Source organism: Kitasatospora sp. NPDC059673 (assembly GCF_042734215.1).
Taxonomy (GTDB): domain Bacteria; phylum Actinomycetota; class Actinomycetes; order Streptomycetales; family Streptomycetaceae; genus Kitasatospora.
Genome location: NZ_JBHWEN010000010.1, coordinates 61,844 through 78,540, shown reverse-complemented (window position 1 = coordinate 78,540; position 16,697 = coordinate 61,844). Strand labels below are relative to the sequence as shown.

The 16,697-nt window shown below is 69.4% G+C and carries 13 protein-coding genes and 2 pseudogenes; 10 read left to right on the top strand and 5 right to left on the bottom strand.

The genetic code is table 11. The features are described from left to right. Nucleotides 1-2: 2 nt before the first annotated feature. Nucleotides 3-1,811 (bottom strand): hypothetical protein, encoded by a 1,809-nt coding sequence (locus ACFV18_RS14350; RefSeq protein WP_380482913.1) that lies wholly within the window; start codon nucleotides 1,809-1,811, stop codon nucleotides 3-5. A gap of 582 nt (nucleotides 1,812-2,393) precedes the next feature. Here ACFV18_RS14350 and ACFV18_RS14345 point away from each other — a divergent pair. From ACFV18_RS14345 to ACFV18_RS14315, 7 genes and pseudogenes are all read left to right on the top strand, one after another. After that, nucleotides 2,394-2,558, top strand: a pseudogene (locus tag ACFV18_RS14345) (pirin family protein); the annotation flags it as partial. A 307-nt stretch (nucleotides 2,559-2,865) separates the two neighbouring features. Further along, a protein-coding gene (locus tag ACFV18_RS14340; RefSeq protein WP_380482911.1) for an IS5 family transposase occupies nucleotides 2,866-3,670 on the top strand; the annotation gives its coding sequence in 2 pieces (ribosomal slippage) (nucleotides 2,866-3,206 and nucleotides 3,205-3,670; 807 coding nt in all). Nucleotides 3,671-4,124: 454 nt separating this feature from the next. Continuing rightward, a complete protein-coding gene (locus tag ACFV18_RS14335; protein ID WP_380482909.1) occupies nucleotides 4,125-5,456 on the top strand; it encodes an NADH-quinone oxidoreductase subunit D in 1,332 nt (443 codons plus the stop codon). Nucleotides 5,457-5,750: 294 nt separating this feature from the next. Then, nucleotides 5,751-6,023, top strand: a complete 273-nt coding sequence (locus tag ACFV18_RS14330; protein ID WP_380482907.1) for a hypothetical protein — start codon at nucleotides 5,751-5,753, stop codon at nucleotides 6,021-6,023. A gap of 7 nt (nucleotides 6,024-6,030) precedes the next feature. Continuing rightward, nucleotides 6,031-7,053 carry an iron-containing redox enzyme family protein gene (locus ACFV18_RS14325; RefSeq protein WP_380482905.1) on the top strand — a complete coding sequence of 341 codons (1,023 nt, stop codon included), beginning with the start codon at nucleotides 6,031-6,033 and terminating at the stop codon, nucleotides 7,051-7,053. 90 nt (nucleotides 7,054-7,143) lie between these two features. Continuing rightward, complete coding sequence (locus tag ACFV18_RS14320) at nucleotides 7,144-7,836, top strand: HemK2/MTQ2 family protein methyltransferase (protein ID WP_380482903.1); 693 nt, start codon at nucleotides 7,144-7,146, stop codon at nucleotides 7,834-7,836. Further along, the gene (locus ACFV18_RS14315) at nucleotides 7,823-8,035 is read left to right on the top strand and encodes a CDGSH iron-sulfur domain-containing protein (protein WP_380482901.1); all 213 of its coding nucleotides are present in this window, start codon (nucleotides 7,823-7,825) and stop codon (nucleotides 8,033-8,035) included. Before ACFV18_RS14320 ends, ACFV18_RS14315 begins: the two co-directional genes overlap by 14 nt. A gap of 148 nt (nucleotides 8,036-8,183) precedes the next feature. Here the strand turns inward: ACFV18_RS14315 and ACFV18_RS14310 are convergent, their stop codons facing one another. Beyond that, the gene (locus tag ACFV18_RS14310) at nucleotides 8,184-9,650 is read right to left on the bottom strand and encodes an aminotransferase class I/II-fold pyridoxal phosphate-dependent enzyme (protein ID WP_380482899.1); all 1,467 of its coding nucleotides are present in this window, start codon (nucleotides 9,648-9,650) and stop codon (nucleotides 8,184-8,186) included. 318 nt (nucleotides 9,651-9,968) lie between these two features. Here ACFV18_RS14310 and ACFV18_RS14305 point away from each other — a divergent pair, with 318 nt between their 5' ends. Then, nucleotides 9,969-11,033, top strand: coding sequence for an IS110 family transposase (locus ACFV18_RS14305; RefSeq protein ID WP_380482897.1), 1,065 nt, complete (start codon nucleotides 9,969-9,971; stop codon nucleotides 11,031-11,033). Between the two features lie 33 nt (nucleotides 11,034-11,066). Beyond that, nucleotides 11,067-13,271, top strand: a pseudogene (locus tag ACFV18_RS14300) (molybdopterin oxidoreductase family protein); the annotation flags it as partial. Between the two features lie 114 nt (nucleotides 13,272-13,385). Here ACFV18_RS14300 and ACFV18_RS14295 read toward each other — a convergent pair. From ACFV18_RS14295 to dnaK, 3 genes are all read right to left on the bottom strand, one after another. Beyond that, nucleotides 13,386-13,661, bottom strand: coding sequence for an isoamylase early set domain-containing protein (locus tag ACFV18_RS14295; protein ID WP_380482895.1), 276 nt, complete (start codon nucleotides 13,659-13,661; stop codon nucleotides 13,386-13,388). A 304-nt stretch (nucleotides 13,662-13,965) separates the two neighbouring features. After that, on the bottom strand, nucleotides 13,966-14,319 hold the full coding sequence (locus ACFV18_RS14290; RefSeq protein WP_380482893.1) for a hypothetical protein: 354 nt from the start codon (nucleotides 14,317-14,319) through the stop codon (nucleotides 13,966-13,968). Between the two features lie 46 nt (nucleotides 14,320-14,365). Then, entirely contained in the window at nucleotides 14,366-16,219 is a 1,854-nt protein-coding gene (dnaK, locus tag ACFV18_RS14285; RefSeq protein WP_380482891.1) for a molecular chaperone DnaK, read from the bottom strand. 51 nt (nucleotides 16,220-16,270) lie between these two features. On the opposite strand from dnaK, the gene ACFV18_RS14280 reads away from it, so the two are divergent. Next, the gene (locus tag ACFV18_RS14280; RefSeq protein WP_380482889.1) at nucleotides 16,271-16,531 is read left to right on the top strand and encodes a MerR family transcriptional regulator; all 261 of its coding nucleotides are present in this window, start codon (nucleotides 16,271-16,273) and stop codon (nucleotides 16,529-16,531) included. Nucleotides 16,532-16,697 lie beyond the last annotated feature (166 nt).

The window sequence follows — 16,697 nt, the reverse complement described above, 5'->3', positions numbered from 1 at the left end:
TCTCAGCCGCCCGCCGTCGGCGTGGTCGTGGTCGACGAGGTCGTGCTGTCGGTTGCGCCGACGACGGCCGGGGGGTTCACCCCGTCGACCCGTGGTGAGGCGGGCAGGATCTCGCCGATCCAGCCGACTATCTGGCAACCGTTGATCGACAGCTTTCCGTGCTGGGAGTTGCCGTCGAACCACCAACTACCGCTTGCCGCAGCGGATTCGGACTCCGAGCCGGACCAGTCGACGTTGCCCTCGTGGGCCTCGCCGCCGAAGCCCAGGTAGCCGACGTTCCCGCTGACGCTGGTGCCGCTGCTCTGGTCGGAACTGGACGCGTTCTGGCACCACGAACTCATCCGGTCACCGGCATCCCCCCAGTTGCTTGCCGTGATGACGACGTTCCGGACCACCATGAACTGAGTCGTGATCATCGGCAGTGCTTCAGCCGCGCTCTGGTCCTGGGTCTGCGCGTCCTGTGCCTTGACCGCTCCTCCGATGGTTCCGTCGCTGATCGACTTCGGGGGCTCACCGGGGAGGTACCAGCCGTCGACGAGGAACAGCTCCGAGAGCAGCCATGGACGGTAGATGGTGCACAGGCCGTACTCGAAGTGGATCTCGACGTCCGACGTGCTGTTGCTGAAGCTGATACTGGTGCCCCCCGAGGCTGAGCTCCCTGCCGAGTCGCTGCTGGAGGTGCTGGTGGCATCCGCACCGAAGGTGACCCCGAACACCATCGCCTCGCCTCCGCCGCCCACCGACTGGCTGTGGCCCTGGTACCAGCTGTTCGCGAGCTGGGAGGACTGCGTGGCACCGGACGAATCCCACTGGCTGGCGGCGATGTCGAGTTCGGTGAAGCCGTTCTCCCGGTCGTTCGGGTCGTACCAGGTGCTCGGCATCACTTCGGAGTAGGGCGAGGGCACGGGCACACCGGTCAGCCCGAGATTCCATGCTTTGTACAGGGTGCGGGCCTGGCTGACGAAGAATGCCCCGACACTTCCGCCCACCGATTCGAGAGTGTCGAGCGCACTCTCGATGGTGTCGGCATCGCCGCCCGCACGCCATTCGTCCCAGGCGGTGTCGACCTTCTGCTGGAGTGACTGCGACGTCACCGGCCAGACCTGGCCCTTGACCGGATCGGTCATCGCCTCGGCCTCCGCCGTCGCGAAGTCGCTGCGAGCATCCGCCCATTTCTGGGCGGCGTCCTTGTACGCCATGTACGCGTCTGACATCTTTCCGGTGTCATTCCCTTTGGCGTCGAACTTGTGGAGTACCTGCCGCGCCTTGTCGATCCGGTCCTGGACGTCCTTGGGAGGCGGCGGTGCCGACAGGCCCTGCGCTTTCATGACCAGGCCCTCGTAGGCGGTGCTGAGGATCTCCGAGCCCTGGAACGGAAGGTAGCTGCCGTCCGTGGTGACCATCAGCCGCTGGTCGACCAGCGTTGCCGTGTTGAACGCCGCTTTCAGCGACTGGACCAGTTGTGGATTCTCCGTCGGCGGCGGTGGCACCGGGGGCTTCTTGGCCGCCACGGCCGGACCCACCGGGCCGGGGGGAGGTACGGCGGCCGCCACATCGGGGGGTATCCCCGCCTGGCTCCCCGCCCCGGCGACCGTGGTCGTGCCTACGGGTGACCACGGATCGGCGAAGTCCTTGGGATTGATCGGCGTGCCGTTCGGCATCTGCATGTAACAGACCTGACGCAACGGCTGGCCGTCCTTGGTCAACGCCTGTGAGCCCAGGGCCTTCGCCACGAGGCTGCTGAGCATCGCCTGCAGTGCGCCGGCCAGCTCGCCGGCCGCCTGGGTTGCGCCCACGCTGGGCTGGTTCATGATGTCCTCCTCGACGGAGGTGGGAAATTGATGATGACGGCGTCTCACGCATGGCGCGATGGAGCGCGGCGTCGTCGGCAAGACGCGCGGAGGCGGTGGCGCCATCGGAAAGTCCCGGAGCCATCAGCTGGACCGGACGCACCGCAAAGTTCTTCTGCAAATCATTGTGCCAGGCGGGCAGTTAACGGCCAATCCCGACAGTCCTCTTCGGAATACGGGCCGCTCCTGGATCGACAGTCGCGCAACCCGGCACGGCATTCGCCTACTTGCCCGCTGGTTGTGCAGGTTGCACTTGCGCTCCTTGTGGACCTCGGCGAGCCGGGTCTTCGCCTTCTCCGAGTTGGCGAACCCGGACTCCTCGACCTGGCGGCCGGCTGCGTTGCGGTACCGGATCGTGCACTCGTGCGGGCACCGCGGCCACCGGCTCTCGGAGTCCTCGCACGTTTTGAAGAAGCTGCCCATGCCGCGGATGAGTCTGATCGCTGCCACTGCTGCTGACCCCCAGGCAGGTTTGCTGACCGTTTGCTGACCCTGGATGGTCGAACAAGCCTCTGAGCTGGGATGAAACGCTCACCACGTGATATGTGGTGGAACTTCATCGGCCGGTCCAGTGAGGAGATCGCGCAAGCACGACTCGACCGGGAGAAGGGGGAGCGCTTCGGCGAGGTCCAGGGCTACCCGGGCGACCGCCTGCCCGCGCCGGAGCTGCCGAACGTCGCCCTCAAGGCGCGCGGAAACCGCCTCTGACCTGCGCCGATGCCACCGGGGTGGCGATCGCAACGATCAGCCCTGAACGGCGCTCCGCGACCGCCGCTGGCACCCGGTATGGCCCCGGCGGGCATCGTCGGCCACGGCCTCGGGAGTGATCGCCAACACCTCGCCGATTCTCACATGTGGGCAGGTTTTGCAGGCTGTGGGTGGATGAATGCCGACTTTTTGCTGACTTTTCTGACGGTCCGTCAGGCGCTGAAACCCTGCGCCTTACTGATCATTTCAAAATGAGTTCGGCTCAGGGGCTTGGCAGTTGAGGCGTCCGGGCGGCGGAGTGCTGCACGTGTCGGATGATCTTGTGCCTGATGACCTGTGGGAGCGGGTGGCTCCGCCGCTGCCGCCACGTCCGCCGCGACGCCACCGCTGTCCCGGGCGGCTGCCGGCGGACGACCGGGCTGCACTGCGCGGCATCGTGTACGTGCTGCGCAAGGGTGTGAGCCGGCGGGACGTTCCGGCCGAGCGGGTGGGCTGCAGTGGGGTGACGGCCTGGCGGCGGTTGCGGGACTTGGCCGAAGCGGGCGTGTGGCCGCGCCTGCACGAGGTTCTGCTCGCCGAGCTGCGGGCCGCAGGGCTGCTGGAGATGGACGATGCCGCGATCGACGGTTCGCACGTCAGGGCGCTGAAGGGGGGCTCACACCGGACCTTCGCCGGTCGACCGCGCACGGCCGGGCAGCAAGCACCACGTCCTTGTCGACGCCCAGGGCATCCCGCTCGCGGTGTCTCTGACCGGCGGCAACCGCAACGACGTCACCCAGCTCCTGCCCCTGCTGGCGAAGATCCCACTCGCCGCCGGCCTGGTCGGTCGGCCACGGCATCGTCCGGACGTGCTGCTGGCCGACCGGGGCTACGACCACGACAACTACCGGCGCCTTGCGTGGAAGCGGGGCGTCAAGCCCGTGATTGCCCGCCGCGGAGTACCCCACGGATCACGGCTCGGCGTCCATCGCTGGGTAGTCGAGCACACCATCGCGTGGCTCCACGGCTTCCGACGCCTTCGCATCCGCCGGGAGCGACGCGACGACATCCAGGCACGTCCACAGGCAGACGCTGGAACGGTCGGCGGAGCCGAGGCGCAACCGGGCCGCTGACCGCGGGGGTGCGCAGTCATGAGGCGGCGGCGATCGACAACGCGCCAGACCCGCTTGTGCACCGTCCAGCGCCGAGCGGACGAACCGCCGGGCCGGCGCGACGCTCTCCGGTACCGGCGGAAGCCGCCGTGACGCCGTGGGATGACCATGTGGGGACCTGCCCACGAAACGGTGAGGCTATCCGGGCAGCCACGCCCGAATGAGGGCACCCACGTATACCTCCCGACTCTTCCGTGGTACGGCCGCGGCTGGTGTGATGCACCGGTCCGGCCGGGTGCTCGTGGCAGATGTACGCGATCCTGGATTTGAGGAGCCCGAGCTGCCGATTCGCGCCCGTGAAGCAGGCCCGAGGGTCGGCCCGCTCGGACGGCCGCGGTCCCGTCGTGCCCGATCACGCGCCGCGACACGGACGCATCAGGCGCGACCGGCGACCCGAGCGGAGGTCATACGACTGATGAGTGGCAGCGAGCACGAGTCGGCAGAAGCGCGGGACACCACCGAGGGCCGCGTCTACACCGTCACCGGCGGCGACTGGGGCGAGGTCGCCGAGGCCGTCGCGCAGGCCGACGACGAGCGGATCATCGTCAACATGGGCCCGCAGCACCCGTCCACGCACGGCGTGCTGCGCCTGGTCCTGGAGATCGACGGCGAGACGGTGAAACAGGCCCGCTGCGGTATCGGCTACCTGCACACCGGCATCGAGAAGAACATGGAGTTCCGCAACTGGGTGCAGGGCACCACGTTCGTGACGCGGATGGACTACCTGACGCCGCTGTTCAACGAGACCGCCTACTGCCTGGCGGTGGAGAAGCTCCTCGGGATCACCGAGCAGGTCCCGGAGCGGGCGAGCGTGATCCGGGTGCTGATGATGGAGCTGAACCGGATCTCCTCGCACCTGGTGGCCCTCGCCGCCGGCGGGATGGAGATCGGCTCGACCACGCTGATGGTCTACGGTTTCCGGGACCGCGAGGTCGTCCTCGACATCTTCGAGCTGGTGACGGGCCTGCGGATGAACCACGGGTACGTCCGGCCGGGCGGTCTGGTGCAGGACCTGCCTGCCGGCACCGTCGACAAGATCCGCGAGGGCGTGAAGCTGCTGCGCTCGCGGATGCACGAGTACGACAAACTGGCGACCAAGAACCCGGCCTTCAAGGCCCGGCTGGTCGACGTCGGCCACCTGGACCTGGCCGGCTGCCTGGCGCTCGGCGCCACCGGCCCGATCCTGCGTGCCACCGGGCTGCCGCACGACCTGCGCAGGACCGACCCGTACTGCGGGTACGAGAACTACGAGTTCGACGTCCCGACGGCCGACACCGCGGACTCCTACGGCCGGTTCCTGATCCGGCTGGAGGAGATGCGCCAGTCGCTGCGGATCGTCGAGCAGTGCCTGGACCGGCTGGCCCCCGGCCCGGTGATGGTGGGCGACAAGAAGATCGCCTGGCCGGCCCAACTGGCCGTCGGCCCGGACGGGTTGGGCAACTCGCTCGACCACATCCGGAAGATCATGGGTGAGTCCATGGAGGCGCTGATCCATCACTTCAAGCTGGTGACGGAGGGCTTCGTCGTCCCGCCGGGGCAGGCCTACACGGCGGTCGAGTCCGCCAGGGGCGAGCTGGGCGTGCACCTCGTCTCCGACGGCGGCACCCGGCCCTACCGGGTGCACTTCCGCGACCCGAGCTTCACCAACCTCCAGACGATGGCCGCGATGTGCGAGGGCGGCATGCTCGCGGACGTCGTCGTCGCGGTGGCGAGCATCGACCCGGTGATGGGTGGTGTGGACCGGTGAGCGCCATACCGGGGCAAGGTCAGCCGTAGGGCCGGGGCACTGTTGGTGCGGTGCCGCGGGTTGGTCGGGCGTTCGCGGTGACCGCTCGGTGTTCAGCCCGTGTCGGTTCGGAGCCGTTTCATCGGCGGTGGGGCAGGACAGACGCCGCCCATGGCCCTGCTACGAACTGCTTCCACGCCGTCGTCCCTTGCGTCGTCCGCGGCGTCGGCCCGGACGCACAGCCGTGCCGGCCCACGGCGGTACCTGCTGTGTCCGCCGGAACACTTCGCTGTGGAGTACGCGATCAACCCGCGGATGGATCCTGCCCAGCCGGTGGATCGGACGGCGGCGCTGCGGCAGTGGAAGGCCCTCGCGGTGGACGCGATCCTCGCCCGCGCCGCGGACACCGCCGCGTTCGGCCTGAACGCCGTCAGTGACGGGAGCCACGTGGTACTGCCCGGAGCCGCCCGGAAACTGGTGCGGCAGCTGCGCACTGCTGGGTACCGGCCGGTGCCGGTCGCCGTGCCGGAGCTGCGGAAGGCCGGAGGCGGCCCGAAGTGCCGCGTCCTGGAGCTGCGTTCGGAATGAGGTCACCGTGATACACGCCTCCGCCCCCGCAGGCATCCTCGCCCCGCGGCTGCCGGCCTCGCGCGGCCCGCTCTCGGCTGCGGTCCTGGCGGCCCTGCGCGGCTCCGCCCGGTACACGCTGCCCGCGCCGGAGCCCGCCGCCGGTCCGTGGGGCGACGACCTGCAACTCGCCCTGTACATCTGCTACGAGCTGCACTACCGAGGATTCGCGGGCGTGGACGACGACTGGGAGTGGTCGCCGGAGCTGCTTGCCCTGCGGGCCGCCCTGGAGGACGTGTTCCTGGCCGGGCTGCGCCGCGAGGTGGGCCGGCCCGCGCCGCTGGCCGAGGTGCTGGCGGATCTGCTGGTGGAGCCACCGAACGGCGACGGGCCTTCGCACCATCTGCTGGCGTCCGGGACCAGGGCGCAGGCCCGCGAATACCTGGCGCACCGTTCGCTGTACCACCTGAAGGAGGCCGACCCGCAGATGTGGGCGGTGCCGCGGCTGCCGTACCCGGCGAAGGCCGCGCTGGTCGCCGTTCAGTACGACGAGTACGGTGCGGGTCGGCCGGAGCGGGCGCACGCCGAGCTGTTCGCGGCGATGATGGCGGACTTCGGGCTCGACCCGGCGTACGGTGCGTACCTGGACGCGGTGCCGGGGTCGGCACTCGCAGTGGTCAACACGATGTCGTTGTTCGGACTGCACCGGGCGCTGCGGGGCGCACTGGTGGGGCAGTTCGCGGCGCTGGAGATCACCTCGCCGCCCGGTGCGGCTCGGCTCGCCGCCGCGTTCGAACGGCTCGGCGCGTCGCCGCGCGGCACCCTGTTCTACCGCGAGCACGTCGTCGCCGACGCCGTCCACGAGCAGCTCGTACGGCGCACCGTCATCGACCCGTTGATCGCCGAACCCGGATGCCCAGCCGAGGACATCGCGTTCGGCGCGCTCGCCTACGCCCTCACCGAGGATCGGCTCGCTGCCCAGCAACTCAACGCCTGGCGCACCGGCGCCAGTTCGCTTCGCGCCCCGCTGCCTGAGGAGTCGACCGAGTGATCCGCCGCCGTTCGTCCCCGAGCCTGCTCACCTCGCCGAGCAGCGGCCATCGCCGACCTTGGACCAGGCAGGTGGAAGCTGAGGCTGCGGATGGGGTGTGTCGCCACCCACTCGCTGGGCATACGCATGGCCATGGTGCTGCTCAGGCCACCCGGTGTGTACCCCGTGCAAGGAGACACCGCGCTGTTGCTGGAGACGTTCGGATGCGAGCCCGTAAGGCCCGGGGCCCGGTGTCTGGACCTCGGCACCGGCTGCGGGGTCCTCGCGCTGGCGGCGGCCCGTCGTGGGTGTCGGGTCACCGCTGTGGACCTGTCCCGCCGAGCACTGGCCACTGCGTGGCTGAACGCCCACCTGCACCGTCTGCCCGTGCGACTGCGGCGCGGCGACCTGACGGGGCCTGTCCTCGATGAGCAGTTCGACCTGGTGCTGTCCAATCCGCCGTACGTCCCCGCCCGGGACTCGCAGCCGCCCGGCCGCGGGCCGGCTGTGGCGTGGGACGCCGGGCCGGACGGGCGGCAGCTGCTCGACCGGCTGTGCCGCCAGGTCCCACTGCTGCTCGCGCCGGGCGGGGTACTTCTGCTCGTACAGTCCTCACTGGCCCAACCCGACGCCACTGTGCGGCAGTTGCGCGCCGCAGGGCTGCAAGTCGGTGTCATCGCGCGCAAGTCGCAGCGCTTCGGCCCGGTGATGACCGCCAGGGCGCAGTGGTTCGAGGACATCGGGCTGATCGAACCGGGAGTCCGCACCGAAGAGTTGGCGGTGGTGCGCGGTGTCCGCCACTGACCACGATCCGCAGACGCCCCGGGTGCGCCTCACCGAACACGGACCGCTGCTCATCGACGGCCCGGTGGAGCTGCTGCTGCCGGACGGGAGCACACTGCACTGCGACCGCCCGGTGGTCGCTGTCTGCACCTGCCGCCGCAGCCGCCGCTATCCGCTGTGCGACACCAGCCACCGCCGGCACAGCACACCCCGGCCATAGGCCGTCACTGGCTACTGCGAACAGGCTGGCTTCCGTTCCGGCGAGGTCCCCTGCCGTTCCAGGGACTCCGTTCACCCCGGTCCGTTGGAGGTCAGGTCTCTCGGAGGCGCGTCATCAACTCGGCGGGCATCGCAGGCGCCGGACAACATCAGCCCTCGATGACGACGCGGATGCTGTCCAGGCCCGGGTCGGCGGCGTCGGGGATGAGCATGCCGGCCCTTCGGCCGCTGGAAAGGTAGTCGATGACGGCTTCGTTGAGGCGCTCGCCCGGTACTGCGGCCGGGATGCCGGGTGGGTAGGGGGTGAGCATCTCGGCCGCGATCCGGCCTGCGGCGGTGCCGGTGGGGACTTGCTCGGTGGGGCCGAAGAACGCGTCGCGGGGCAGCAGTACCTGTTCCAGCCGCAGGTCAGTGGGGTCGGGTACGTCGACCTGCGCGGCGGGACGCAAGGTGTCGGCGATCGTCGTCAGTTCGGCCAGGGCGGTCAGCAGCCGGCCGACGGTTTCGGGGGTGTCGGCGTGGGTGAGCTGGGCGCTGATGCGGCGGTGGTCGCATATGTGCAGGTCGACTTGGCGATGGGAGCGCAGCCAGTCGCCGGCCAGGTAGCCGGTGATGTCGAGCCCGGCGACGTCGATGATCATCTGAAGGGGGTCGAGGTCGGCGGCACGGTGCGGGGCGCAGAATTCCTCGCGTCCGTGGACGTGCAACCCGTCGAGGTGCTCGATACTTTCACGGGCCTCGGCGGCGAGAGCCAGGGTCCGGTCGTAGAGGGCTCGGCCGTACTGGACCATCTGACGGCGCCAGCCGTCGAGGGCCGCGTAGATCAAAGTGGAGGGACTCGTGGTGCCGAGCAGGTCCTCGCGCTGCTTCAACACCGCAGGGTCGATCCGGTCGCCCTGGAGGTGGAAGACGGAGCTCTGCTCCAGCCCGGAGCCCATTTTGTGCACAGAAGTGACGCACACGTCCGCGCCGGCGTCCATCGCCCACCTCGGCAGATCGGGATGGAAAGGCAAGTGCGCGCCCCATGCCTCGTCGACGATCAGCGGGCGGTTCGCGCTGTGGCAGGCTGCAGCTGTGGCCGGCAGGTCCGCACAGGTGCCGTACGGGGTGGGTGACGTGATCAGGGCGCCGCGCGCCTCCGGATGTTCCGCCAGCGCCCGGGCAAAGGCGTCGGCGGAAGGAGGGTGGGCCAGGTGCAGATCGGGATCCCACTGCGGATCTGCCCACAGGGGCCGAATGCCGGCCACGATCAAGCCCGCCACGACGGACTTGTGCGCGTCCCGTCCGACCACCAGGTGCTCGTGCGGACCGGCAGCGGCCAGCATGGCCGCCTTCACGGACAGCGAACTGCCGCAGGTGGAGAAAAAGGTGTGCTCGGCGCCGACCGCTTCGGCCATCAGTTGCTGCGCGTGCTCCAGGACGTGCCTTGTCGCCAGGCGGTCGTCCAGGCCGCCAGCGGCCAGCACGTCGGCGCGGAACACGTCCTCGCCAAGCGTGCGTAGCACCCGCTCGTCGGCACCGCGGCCCTGCTTGTGCCCGGGTGGGGTGAAGGCCGTGTAGCCGTTGACGTGGTAGGTGGCCAGGGCTTCCAGTACCGGTGCCTGAGACTGGTCCATGCCCGGCGCTTGCCCTCGCAGCTCGGAGCGAAACGGGGCGCTCGCCTGCCCGCGTGACCGCGGTCGGTGGATCTGAAATGCCTGACTGTGAGGATGTAGGTGGCACCGCTTGGGGGTCTGACTCGTTGCCTGACTGACGCTTCGGCTGTCCTTGGGTTGAATCGTCGACCGTTCGAGCGGTGTCACTATGCACGCGGCCGGTCGGGCGCCTGTGACTTCATAGGAGCCCGGCCAAAGGTCCCATCACAGTCTTGTCCTGCCGCCCGACCGGCGCGTGCCATCCCTCGCCCGTCATACGGAAGGACAACAGGACCAAGCATGGCAGACCACACAGCGGTCGTCGGCGGCGTCGACACCCACACCGACTTCCACCAGGCCGCCGTCATCGACTCCATCGGCCGCCACCTGGCCACCGAGTCGTTCCCCACCACCCCCGACGGCTACCGGCGACCGCTGGACTGGCTGCGCTCGCACGGCGACCTGATGGCCGTCGGCGTCGAGGGCACCGGCGCATACGGGGCCGAACTCGCCCGCCACCTAAGGGCCGAGAAGGTCACCGTGGTCGACGTCGACCGCCCCGACCGCAGGGCCCGCCGCGCAAACGGCAAGTCCGACCCCGTCGACGCCTACGCCGCCGCAACCGCCGTCCTGTCCGGCCGCGCCGGCGGTCGGCCCAAGACCCGCGACGGCATCGTGGAGGCCATCCGCTCCCTGCGCGTCGTCCGCCGTTCAGCGGTCAAGTCCCGAACCCAGACCATCAACCAGATCCGCACCCTGATCGTCACCGCACCGGGTGAAGTCCGCGAGAAACTGCGGAAACTGCCCACGGCCGAGCTGATCAGGACACTCGCCCGCTCCCGGCCCGCCGGCGACGCCGCCGACCCCGCCCAGGCGGCCAGAACCGCCCTGCGACGTCTCGCCCGCCGCTACCAGTACCTCAGCGAGGAGATCGCGGAAGCCGATGCCGGGCTCAAGCCCCTGGTCGCCCGGGCGGCCCCGGAGCTCATCGCTCTGCCGGGGGTGGGCACCGAGACCGCCGCCCAGTTCCTCATCACCGCTGGTGACAACCCGGAGCGACTCAGGTCCGAGGCGTCCTTCGCGCACCTGTGCGCGGCTGCCCCGATCCCCGCCGGCTCGGGCCGCACCAACCGTCACCGCCTCAACCGCGGTGGCGACCGCCAGGCCAACAACGCGCTCCACACCATCGCACTGGTCCGCATGCGCTACGACGACCGGACCAAGGACTACGTCGCACGCCGCACCGCCGAAGGCATGTCCAAGAAAGACATCCTGCGCTGCCTCAAACGCTTCATCGCCCGCGAGGTCTACAAGCACCTCACCCGCCCATCGACCGCACCGAAACCGCTCCTCCAGACCACTTGACGATCTATAGGAGCTTCAGCACGGACCGGCCCCGCAACCGGCGACCGGCTCACCACCCCTCTGGTCCGCGAGGGCGGGCACCTGGTCGAAACCGACTGGGACACCGCGATGAACCGAATCGTCTCCCGCAGCAAGGACCTGTTGCACCGGCACGGCCCCGAGTCGATCGGCTTCTACACCTCCGGCCAGCTGTTCCTGGAGGAGTACTACACGCTGGCCGTGATCGCCCGTGCCGGTATCGGCACCCCGCACATCGACGGCAACACCCGCCTGTGCACCGCGACCGCCGCCGAGGCCCTCAAGCAGACCTTCGGGTGCGACGGCCAACCCGCCTCCTTCACCGACGTCGACCACGCCGACACGATCGCCTTGTTCGGCCACAACGTGGCCGAGACCCAGCCCGTGCTGTGGATGCGCATCCTCGACCGGCTCGAAGGCATCGATCCTCCCCGCCTTCTGTGCGTGGACCCGCGCCGCACCAAGGTCGCCGAACGTGCCACCGTTCACCTCGCCCCGCGCCTGGGCACCAACCTGGCGCTGATGAACGCCCTGCTCCACGAGACCATCCGCACCGGCCGCATCGACCACGACTTCCTCACCGAGCACACGGTCGGCTTCGAGCAGCTCGCCGCCGCGGTCGCGGACTGCACGCCCGACTGGGCCGCCCGGATCTGCGACATTCCCGTCGCACGGATCGGTGAGGCCGCCGAACTCCTCGGCCGGTCCCACCGGCTGCTGTGCACCGTGCTGCAGGGCTTCTACCAGTCGCACCAGGCCACCGCCGCCGCGGTCCAGGTCAACAACCTCGCCCTGCTGCGCGGGGCGCTCGGCCGCCCCGGCTGCGGGATCCTGCAACTGAACGGCCAGCCCACCGCGCAGAACACCCGCGAGTGCGGCGCCAACGGTGACCTGCCGGGCTTTCGCAACTGGGCCAACGAACAGCACGTCGCCGATCTCGCCCGTGTGTGGAACGTCGAAACCGACCGGATCCCGCACGACGGTCCCTCCACCCACGTCATGGAGATCTTCAGCCTCGCTGAACAAGGCCGACTCCGGATGCTGTGGATCAGCGCCACCAATCCGGCCGTCTCCCTCCCCGAACTTCCCCGCATCCGCGCCATCCTCGAACACGAGCGCCTGTTCACCGTCGTCCAGGACCTCTTCCTCACCGAGACCGCCCAGCTCGCCGATGTCGTCCTGCCCGCGGCCACCTGGGGCGAGAAGACCGGCACCTTCACCAACGCCGACCGCACCGTCCACCTGTCCGACAAGGCCGTCGAACCGCCCGGTCAAGCCCGCACCGACCTCGACATCCTGCTCGACTACGCCCACCGGATGGACTTCCGCGACAAAGACGGCAACCGGCTCGTCCACTGGTACGACGCCCCAAGCGCTTTCGAGGCGTGGAAGCAGTGCAGTGCGGGGCGGCCCTGCGACTACACCGGCCTGAGCCACGGACTGCTGCGCACCGCCGCCAGTGGCATCCAGTGGCCCTGCAACTGGCAGGCACCCAGTGGCACCGAACGCCTCTACACCGATGGCATCACCTGGGCAGACCCTGACACCTGTGAGTCGTACGGAAAGAACATGGCCACCGGCGAACCCGACGGCGAATCCGCCTACCGCGCACTCAACCCCGACGGCAGAGCTGTCCTACGGGCGGCCTCGTTCGAGCCGCTGACCGAAGACACCACCGAGGAGCACCCGCTCCAACTGACCACCGGCCGCACGCTCTACCACTTCCACACCCGCACCAAGACCGCCCGCGCCCCGCAGCTGAACAACGCCGCTCCCGAGGTATGGGTGGAACTGTCCGTCACCGAAGCCGCCACCCGGGGCCTGACAGAGGGCGACCTGGTCGAGGTGTCCACCGCACGCGGCTCCATTCGGGGCCGACTCCGGACCACCGCGATGCGCGACGGGATGATCTTCGTGCCGTTCCACTACGGCTACTTCGACGCGCCGGCCGGATACCGGCCGGCCGACCCGACGGGCGCGCGAGCCGCCAACGAGACCACGCCCACCCGCTGGGACCCGGCCTCCAAACAGCCCCTCTACAAGACGACCGCCGCCAGCATCCGTCTCATTTCACCGACGGACGGCGCCATCGCCCCCGCGCCCACCACCACCGCCTCCGCCCCCACCGGGCCGGCCCCGGAAACCGCCGGCGGCCCCGAGGCGTACGCGACCCAGGAGGGCGGGGAGGCGGGCCCCTCAACGAGGAATACTCCAGCTTGAGCGGGGCCAAGCCACGGCGCGGATCCTGGCTGGCGTGCCCTACTCGGGGGCGCGTCGAACTACCACCACGGACCCCGGAGACGAATGGGCACCCCGAGGTGGTCGCCAGGAGTCTCAGGTGTGCAGGAGACTGTTGCGGCCGTCGTGGCCGTCGGCGGTCTCCTCGTCGAACCACCAGCCGTCCGCGGACAGGTAACGGAAGGCGAACTGCCTGTCCAGCGGAAGGTCGATGGTGACCGCGCGGGAGCCGTCCCGGCGCAGATTGAACCGGTGGATACCGGGTCGCCAGCTGTTGAAATCCCCGACCACACTGGTGTCTCCTGCGGGGTGGTCCGAGGGCAGGACGAATGTGACCGCTTCCTGGTCCTTGTCGCGAGCGCGTTCCAACACAGGCCATCTACTCCGTTTCATGGCCCATCCGGGCGATGGGCCTGCGGTCGATCCTCGCCTCATCGACGCCCGTGTCGCTGCGACGGCACGACGATCCGTCAGCACCGCCACCCAGACGGCGCATTAGGTTCCGTCCGCGCGATCACGAGCGGAGCCAGATGGTCAGTGCGGCGAGCGTGACGGTGCCGGGGAAGACGTAGACGCGTTTGTCGTATCTGGTCTCGGCGGCGCTCGACCTGGGTGCAGTCGGCGCGTTGTCCCGGCGTGACGACCAGGGACAACACCCGGCAGCGGCCTTCAGCGCTCAGGTGGATCTTGGTCGTGTGGCCGCTCCGAGACCGTCCGAGGGCCTCGCCGGCCGCCCCACCACCGCCAGGCAGTTGAACAATTCCGTCCACACCTGAGCGTTCTGACCGCCCGCGCGGCGCTCCCTTTGAGGACCGGCGCCGTTCGACAGGCGCCGGCCGCGGTGGTGGTGCGCGCGGATCGAGGTGGCACCGCCCTGCGCGCCCGTCGCGCCGAACAGGTGATCCCCGAGCAGGGCACTGGCGGGGCCGCCGGTGCCCTGCTGGTCAGTGATCTTGGCGGGCCGTTCCTCGCTGTCGGGCCGAAGCTTCAAGGTGTCCGGGTCGATGCGCCGCCTGTCGCGGATGGCCACAGGCGGGCGCTGCTTCAGTTGTCGTGGTTGAGCTTGGACGGGGTGGTCATGCGGCGCCTCCCTTGTGCTCGTCCTCATCGACGATCTCGGCGTCCACGACCTCCTCTTCCGAGCCTTGCGGGCCGGTCGCACCGCCGTCTGGCGCACCAGCGGCGTTCTGGGCGTAGATGGCCTGGCCCAGTTTCTGGCTGACCTGGGCGGCCTTGTCAATCGCCGCGCGCATCGCTGCGGTGTCCTCGCCCTTGAGCTTCTCCTTCAGCTCCGCCAGGGCCGTCTCCACCTCGCTCTTCACGTCGGCCGGGACCTTGTCCTGGTTGTCGGTGAGGAATTTCTCGGTGCTGTAGACGAGCTGCTCGCCCTGGTTGCGGGTCTCGGTGGCCTCCTTGCGGAGGCGGTCCTCCTCGGCGTGCTGCTCGGCTTCCCGGATCATGCGGTCGATGTCGTCCTTCGGCAGCGAGGAGCCACCGGTGACGGTCATCTTCTGTTCCCTGCCGGTACCGAGGTCCTTCGCGCCGACGTGCATGATGCCGTTGGCGTCGATGTCGAAGGTGACCTCGATCTGCGGCAGGCCGCGGGGGGCCGGCGCGATGCCGGTCAGCTCGAACATCCCGAGCTTCTTGTTGTACGCCGCGATCTCGCGCTCGCCCTGGTAGACCTGGATCTGCACGGAGGGCTGGTTGTCCTCGGCGGTGGTGAAGATCTCGGAGCGCTTGGTCGGGATCGTGGTGTTGCGCTCGATCAGCTTCGTCATGATGCCGCCCTTGGTCTCGATGCCCAGGGACAGCGGGGTGACGTCGAGCAGCAGGACGTCCTTGACCTCGCCCTTCAGCACACCGGCCTGCAGGGAGGCGCCGACGGCGACGACCTCGTCCGGGTTGACGCCCTTGTGCGGGTCCTTGCCGGTGAGCTTCTTCACCAGGTCGGTGACGGCCGGCATCCGGGTGGAGCCGCCGACCAGGATGAGGTGGTCGATGTCCGAGACCTCGATCTTGGCGTCCTTGACGGCCTGGTGGAACGGGCCCTCGCAGCGCTCCAGCAGGTCGGCGGTCAGCCGCTGGAACTGGGCGCGGGTGAGCTTCTCGTCCAGGTGCAGCGGGCCCTCGGCGGAGGCCGTGATGTAGGGCAGGTTGATCGTCGTCTCGGTCGCCGCGGACAGTTCGATCTTCGCCTTCTCCGCGGCCTCCCGGAGCCGCTGGGCGGCCATCTTGTCCTTGGACAGGTCGATTCCGTACCCGTTCTTGAACTGCTTGACCAGATGGTCGACGATCCGCTGGTCCCAGTCGTCACCGCCCAGGTGGGTGTCGCCGGAGGTGGCCTTCACCTCGACCACGCCCTCGCCGATGTCCAGCAGGGAGACGTCGAACGTGCCACCGCCAAGGTCGAAGACCAGCACCGTCTGGTCGTTCTCCTTGTCCAGGCCGTACGCCAGCGCGGCGGCGGTGGGCTCGTTGATGATCCGCGCCACCTTCAGGCCGGCGATCTCGCCCGCTTCCTTGGTCGCAGTGCGCTGGGCGTCGTTGAAGTAGGCGGGCACCGTGATCACCGCGTCCGTCACGTCCTCACCCAGATACGCCTCCGCGTCCCGCTTCAGCTTCTGCAACACCCGCGCCGAGATCTCCTGCGCGGTGTAGCGCTTGCCGTTCACGTCCCCCTTCTCGGGGAAACGCCAATCGCTCTCGCCCATGTGCCGTTTCACCGAGCGGGCGGTGCGGTCCACGTTGGTGACGGACTGCCGCTTGGCGACCTCGCCGACCAGTACCTCGCCGCCCTTGCCGAAGGCCACCACCGACGGGGTCGTGCGCGCACCCTCGGCGTTGGCGGTGACGGCCGGCTCGCCGCCTTCCAGCATGCAGACCACCGAGTTCGTCGTCCCGAGGTCAATTCCGACTGCGCGTGCCATTGCCGGGCCTCCTCTTCTGCTTATCCCTTCCGTCTTGCCTCAGCAGGAGGAATGAAACGTGAGTCTCGGGTCGCCGCGATGTTGCATGTCCAGGTCGCTTTCCTGCGGCGACTGGACGAGCTGGGCGTGGTCGTGCCCATCCGCTCGGCGGGCGGCCGGCGCCGCTGCTCGAGCCGAGAGATCAATCGTGTCGCAGCCCGGGTCAAACTGATCAGCGAGGGACTGACCCCGGAAGGCGCGCGCCGGGTGCTCGAACTCCAGGCCCGGGTGGAGGAGCTGGAGGCCGACCTGGACCGGGCCCGCGGCCAGTGACGTCGGGGGCCCGCCGCCTGGCCAACGCCCCGGGCCGACCGGGGTTCAAGCAGCGGCGGCAAGGTCGGCGCGGCCGAACAGCAGAGCGTAGCCGCGGGGCAGGTGCGCAAGGAGGCGGTCGGTGAGCCGCTCGCCGCCGAGGGACTCGAAGGCGGCCAGGACGGAG

Bases quoted from the DNA above. Each gene is read 5' to 3' on its own strand.
- dnaK (WP_380482891.1), bottom strand. From the start codon at position 16,219: ATGGCACGCGCAGTCGGAATTGACCTCGGGACGACGAACTCGGTGGTC.
- ACFV18_RS14350 (WP_380482913.1), bottom strand. From the start codon at position 1,811: ATGAACCAGCCCAGCGTGGGCGCAACCCAGGCGGCCGGCGAGCTGGCC.
- ACFV18_RS14330 (WP_380482907.1), top strand. From the start codon at position 5,751: ATGGATCCTGCCCAGCCGGTGGATCGGACGGCGGCGCTGCGGCAGTGG.
- ACFV18_RS14310 (WP_380482899.1), bottom strand. From the start codon at position 9,650: ATGGACCAGTCTCAGGCACCGGTACTGGAAGCCCTGGCCACCTACCAC.
- ACFV18_RS14335 (WP_380482909.1), top strand. From the start codon at position 4,125: ATGAGTGGCAGCGAGCACGAGTCGGCAGAAGCGCGGGACACCACCGAG.
- ACFV18_RS14280 (WP_380482889.1), top strand. From the start codon at position 16,271: ATGAAACGTGAGTCTCGGGTCGCCGCGATGTTGCATGTCCAGGTCGCT.
- ACFV18_RS14305 (WP_380482897.1), top strand. From the start codon at position 9,969: ATGGCAGACCACACAGCGGTCGTCGGCGGCGTCGACACCCACACCGAC.
- ACFV18_RS14320 (WP_380482903.1), top strand. From the start codon at position 7,144: ATGGGGTGTGTCGCCACCCACTCGCTGGGCATACGCATGGCCATGGTG.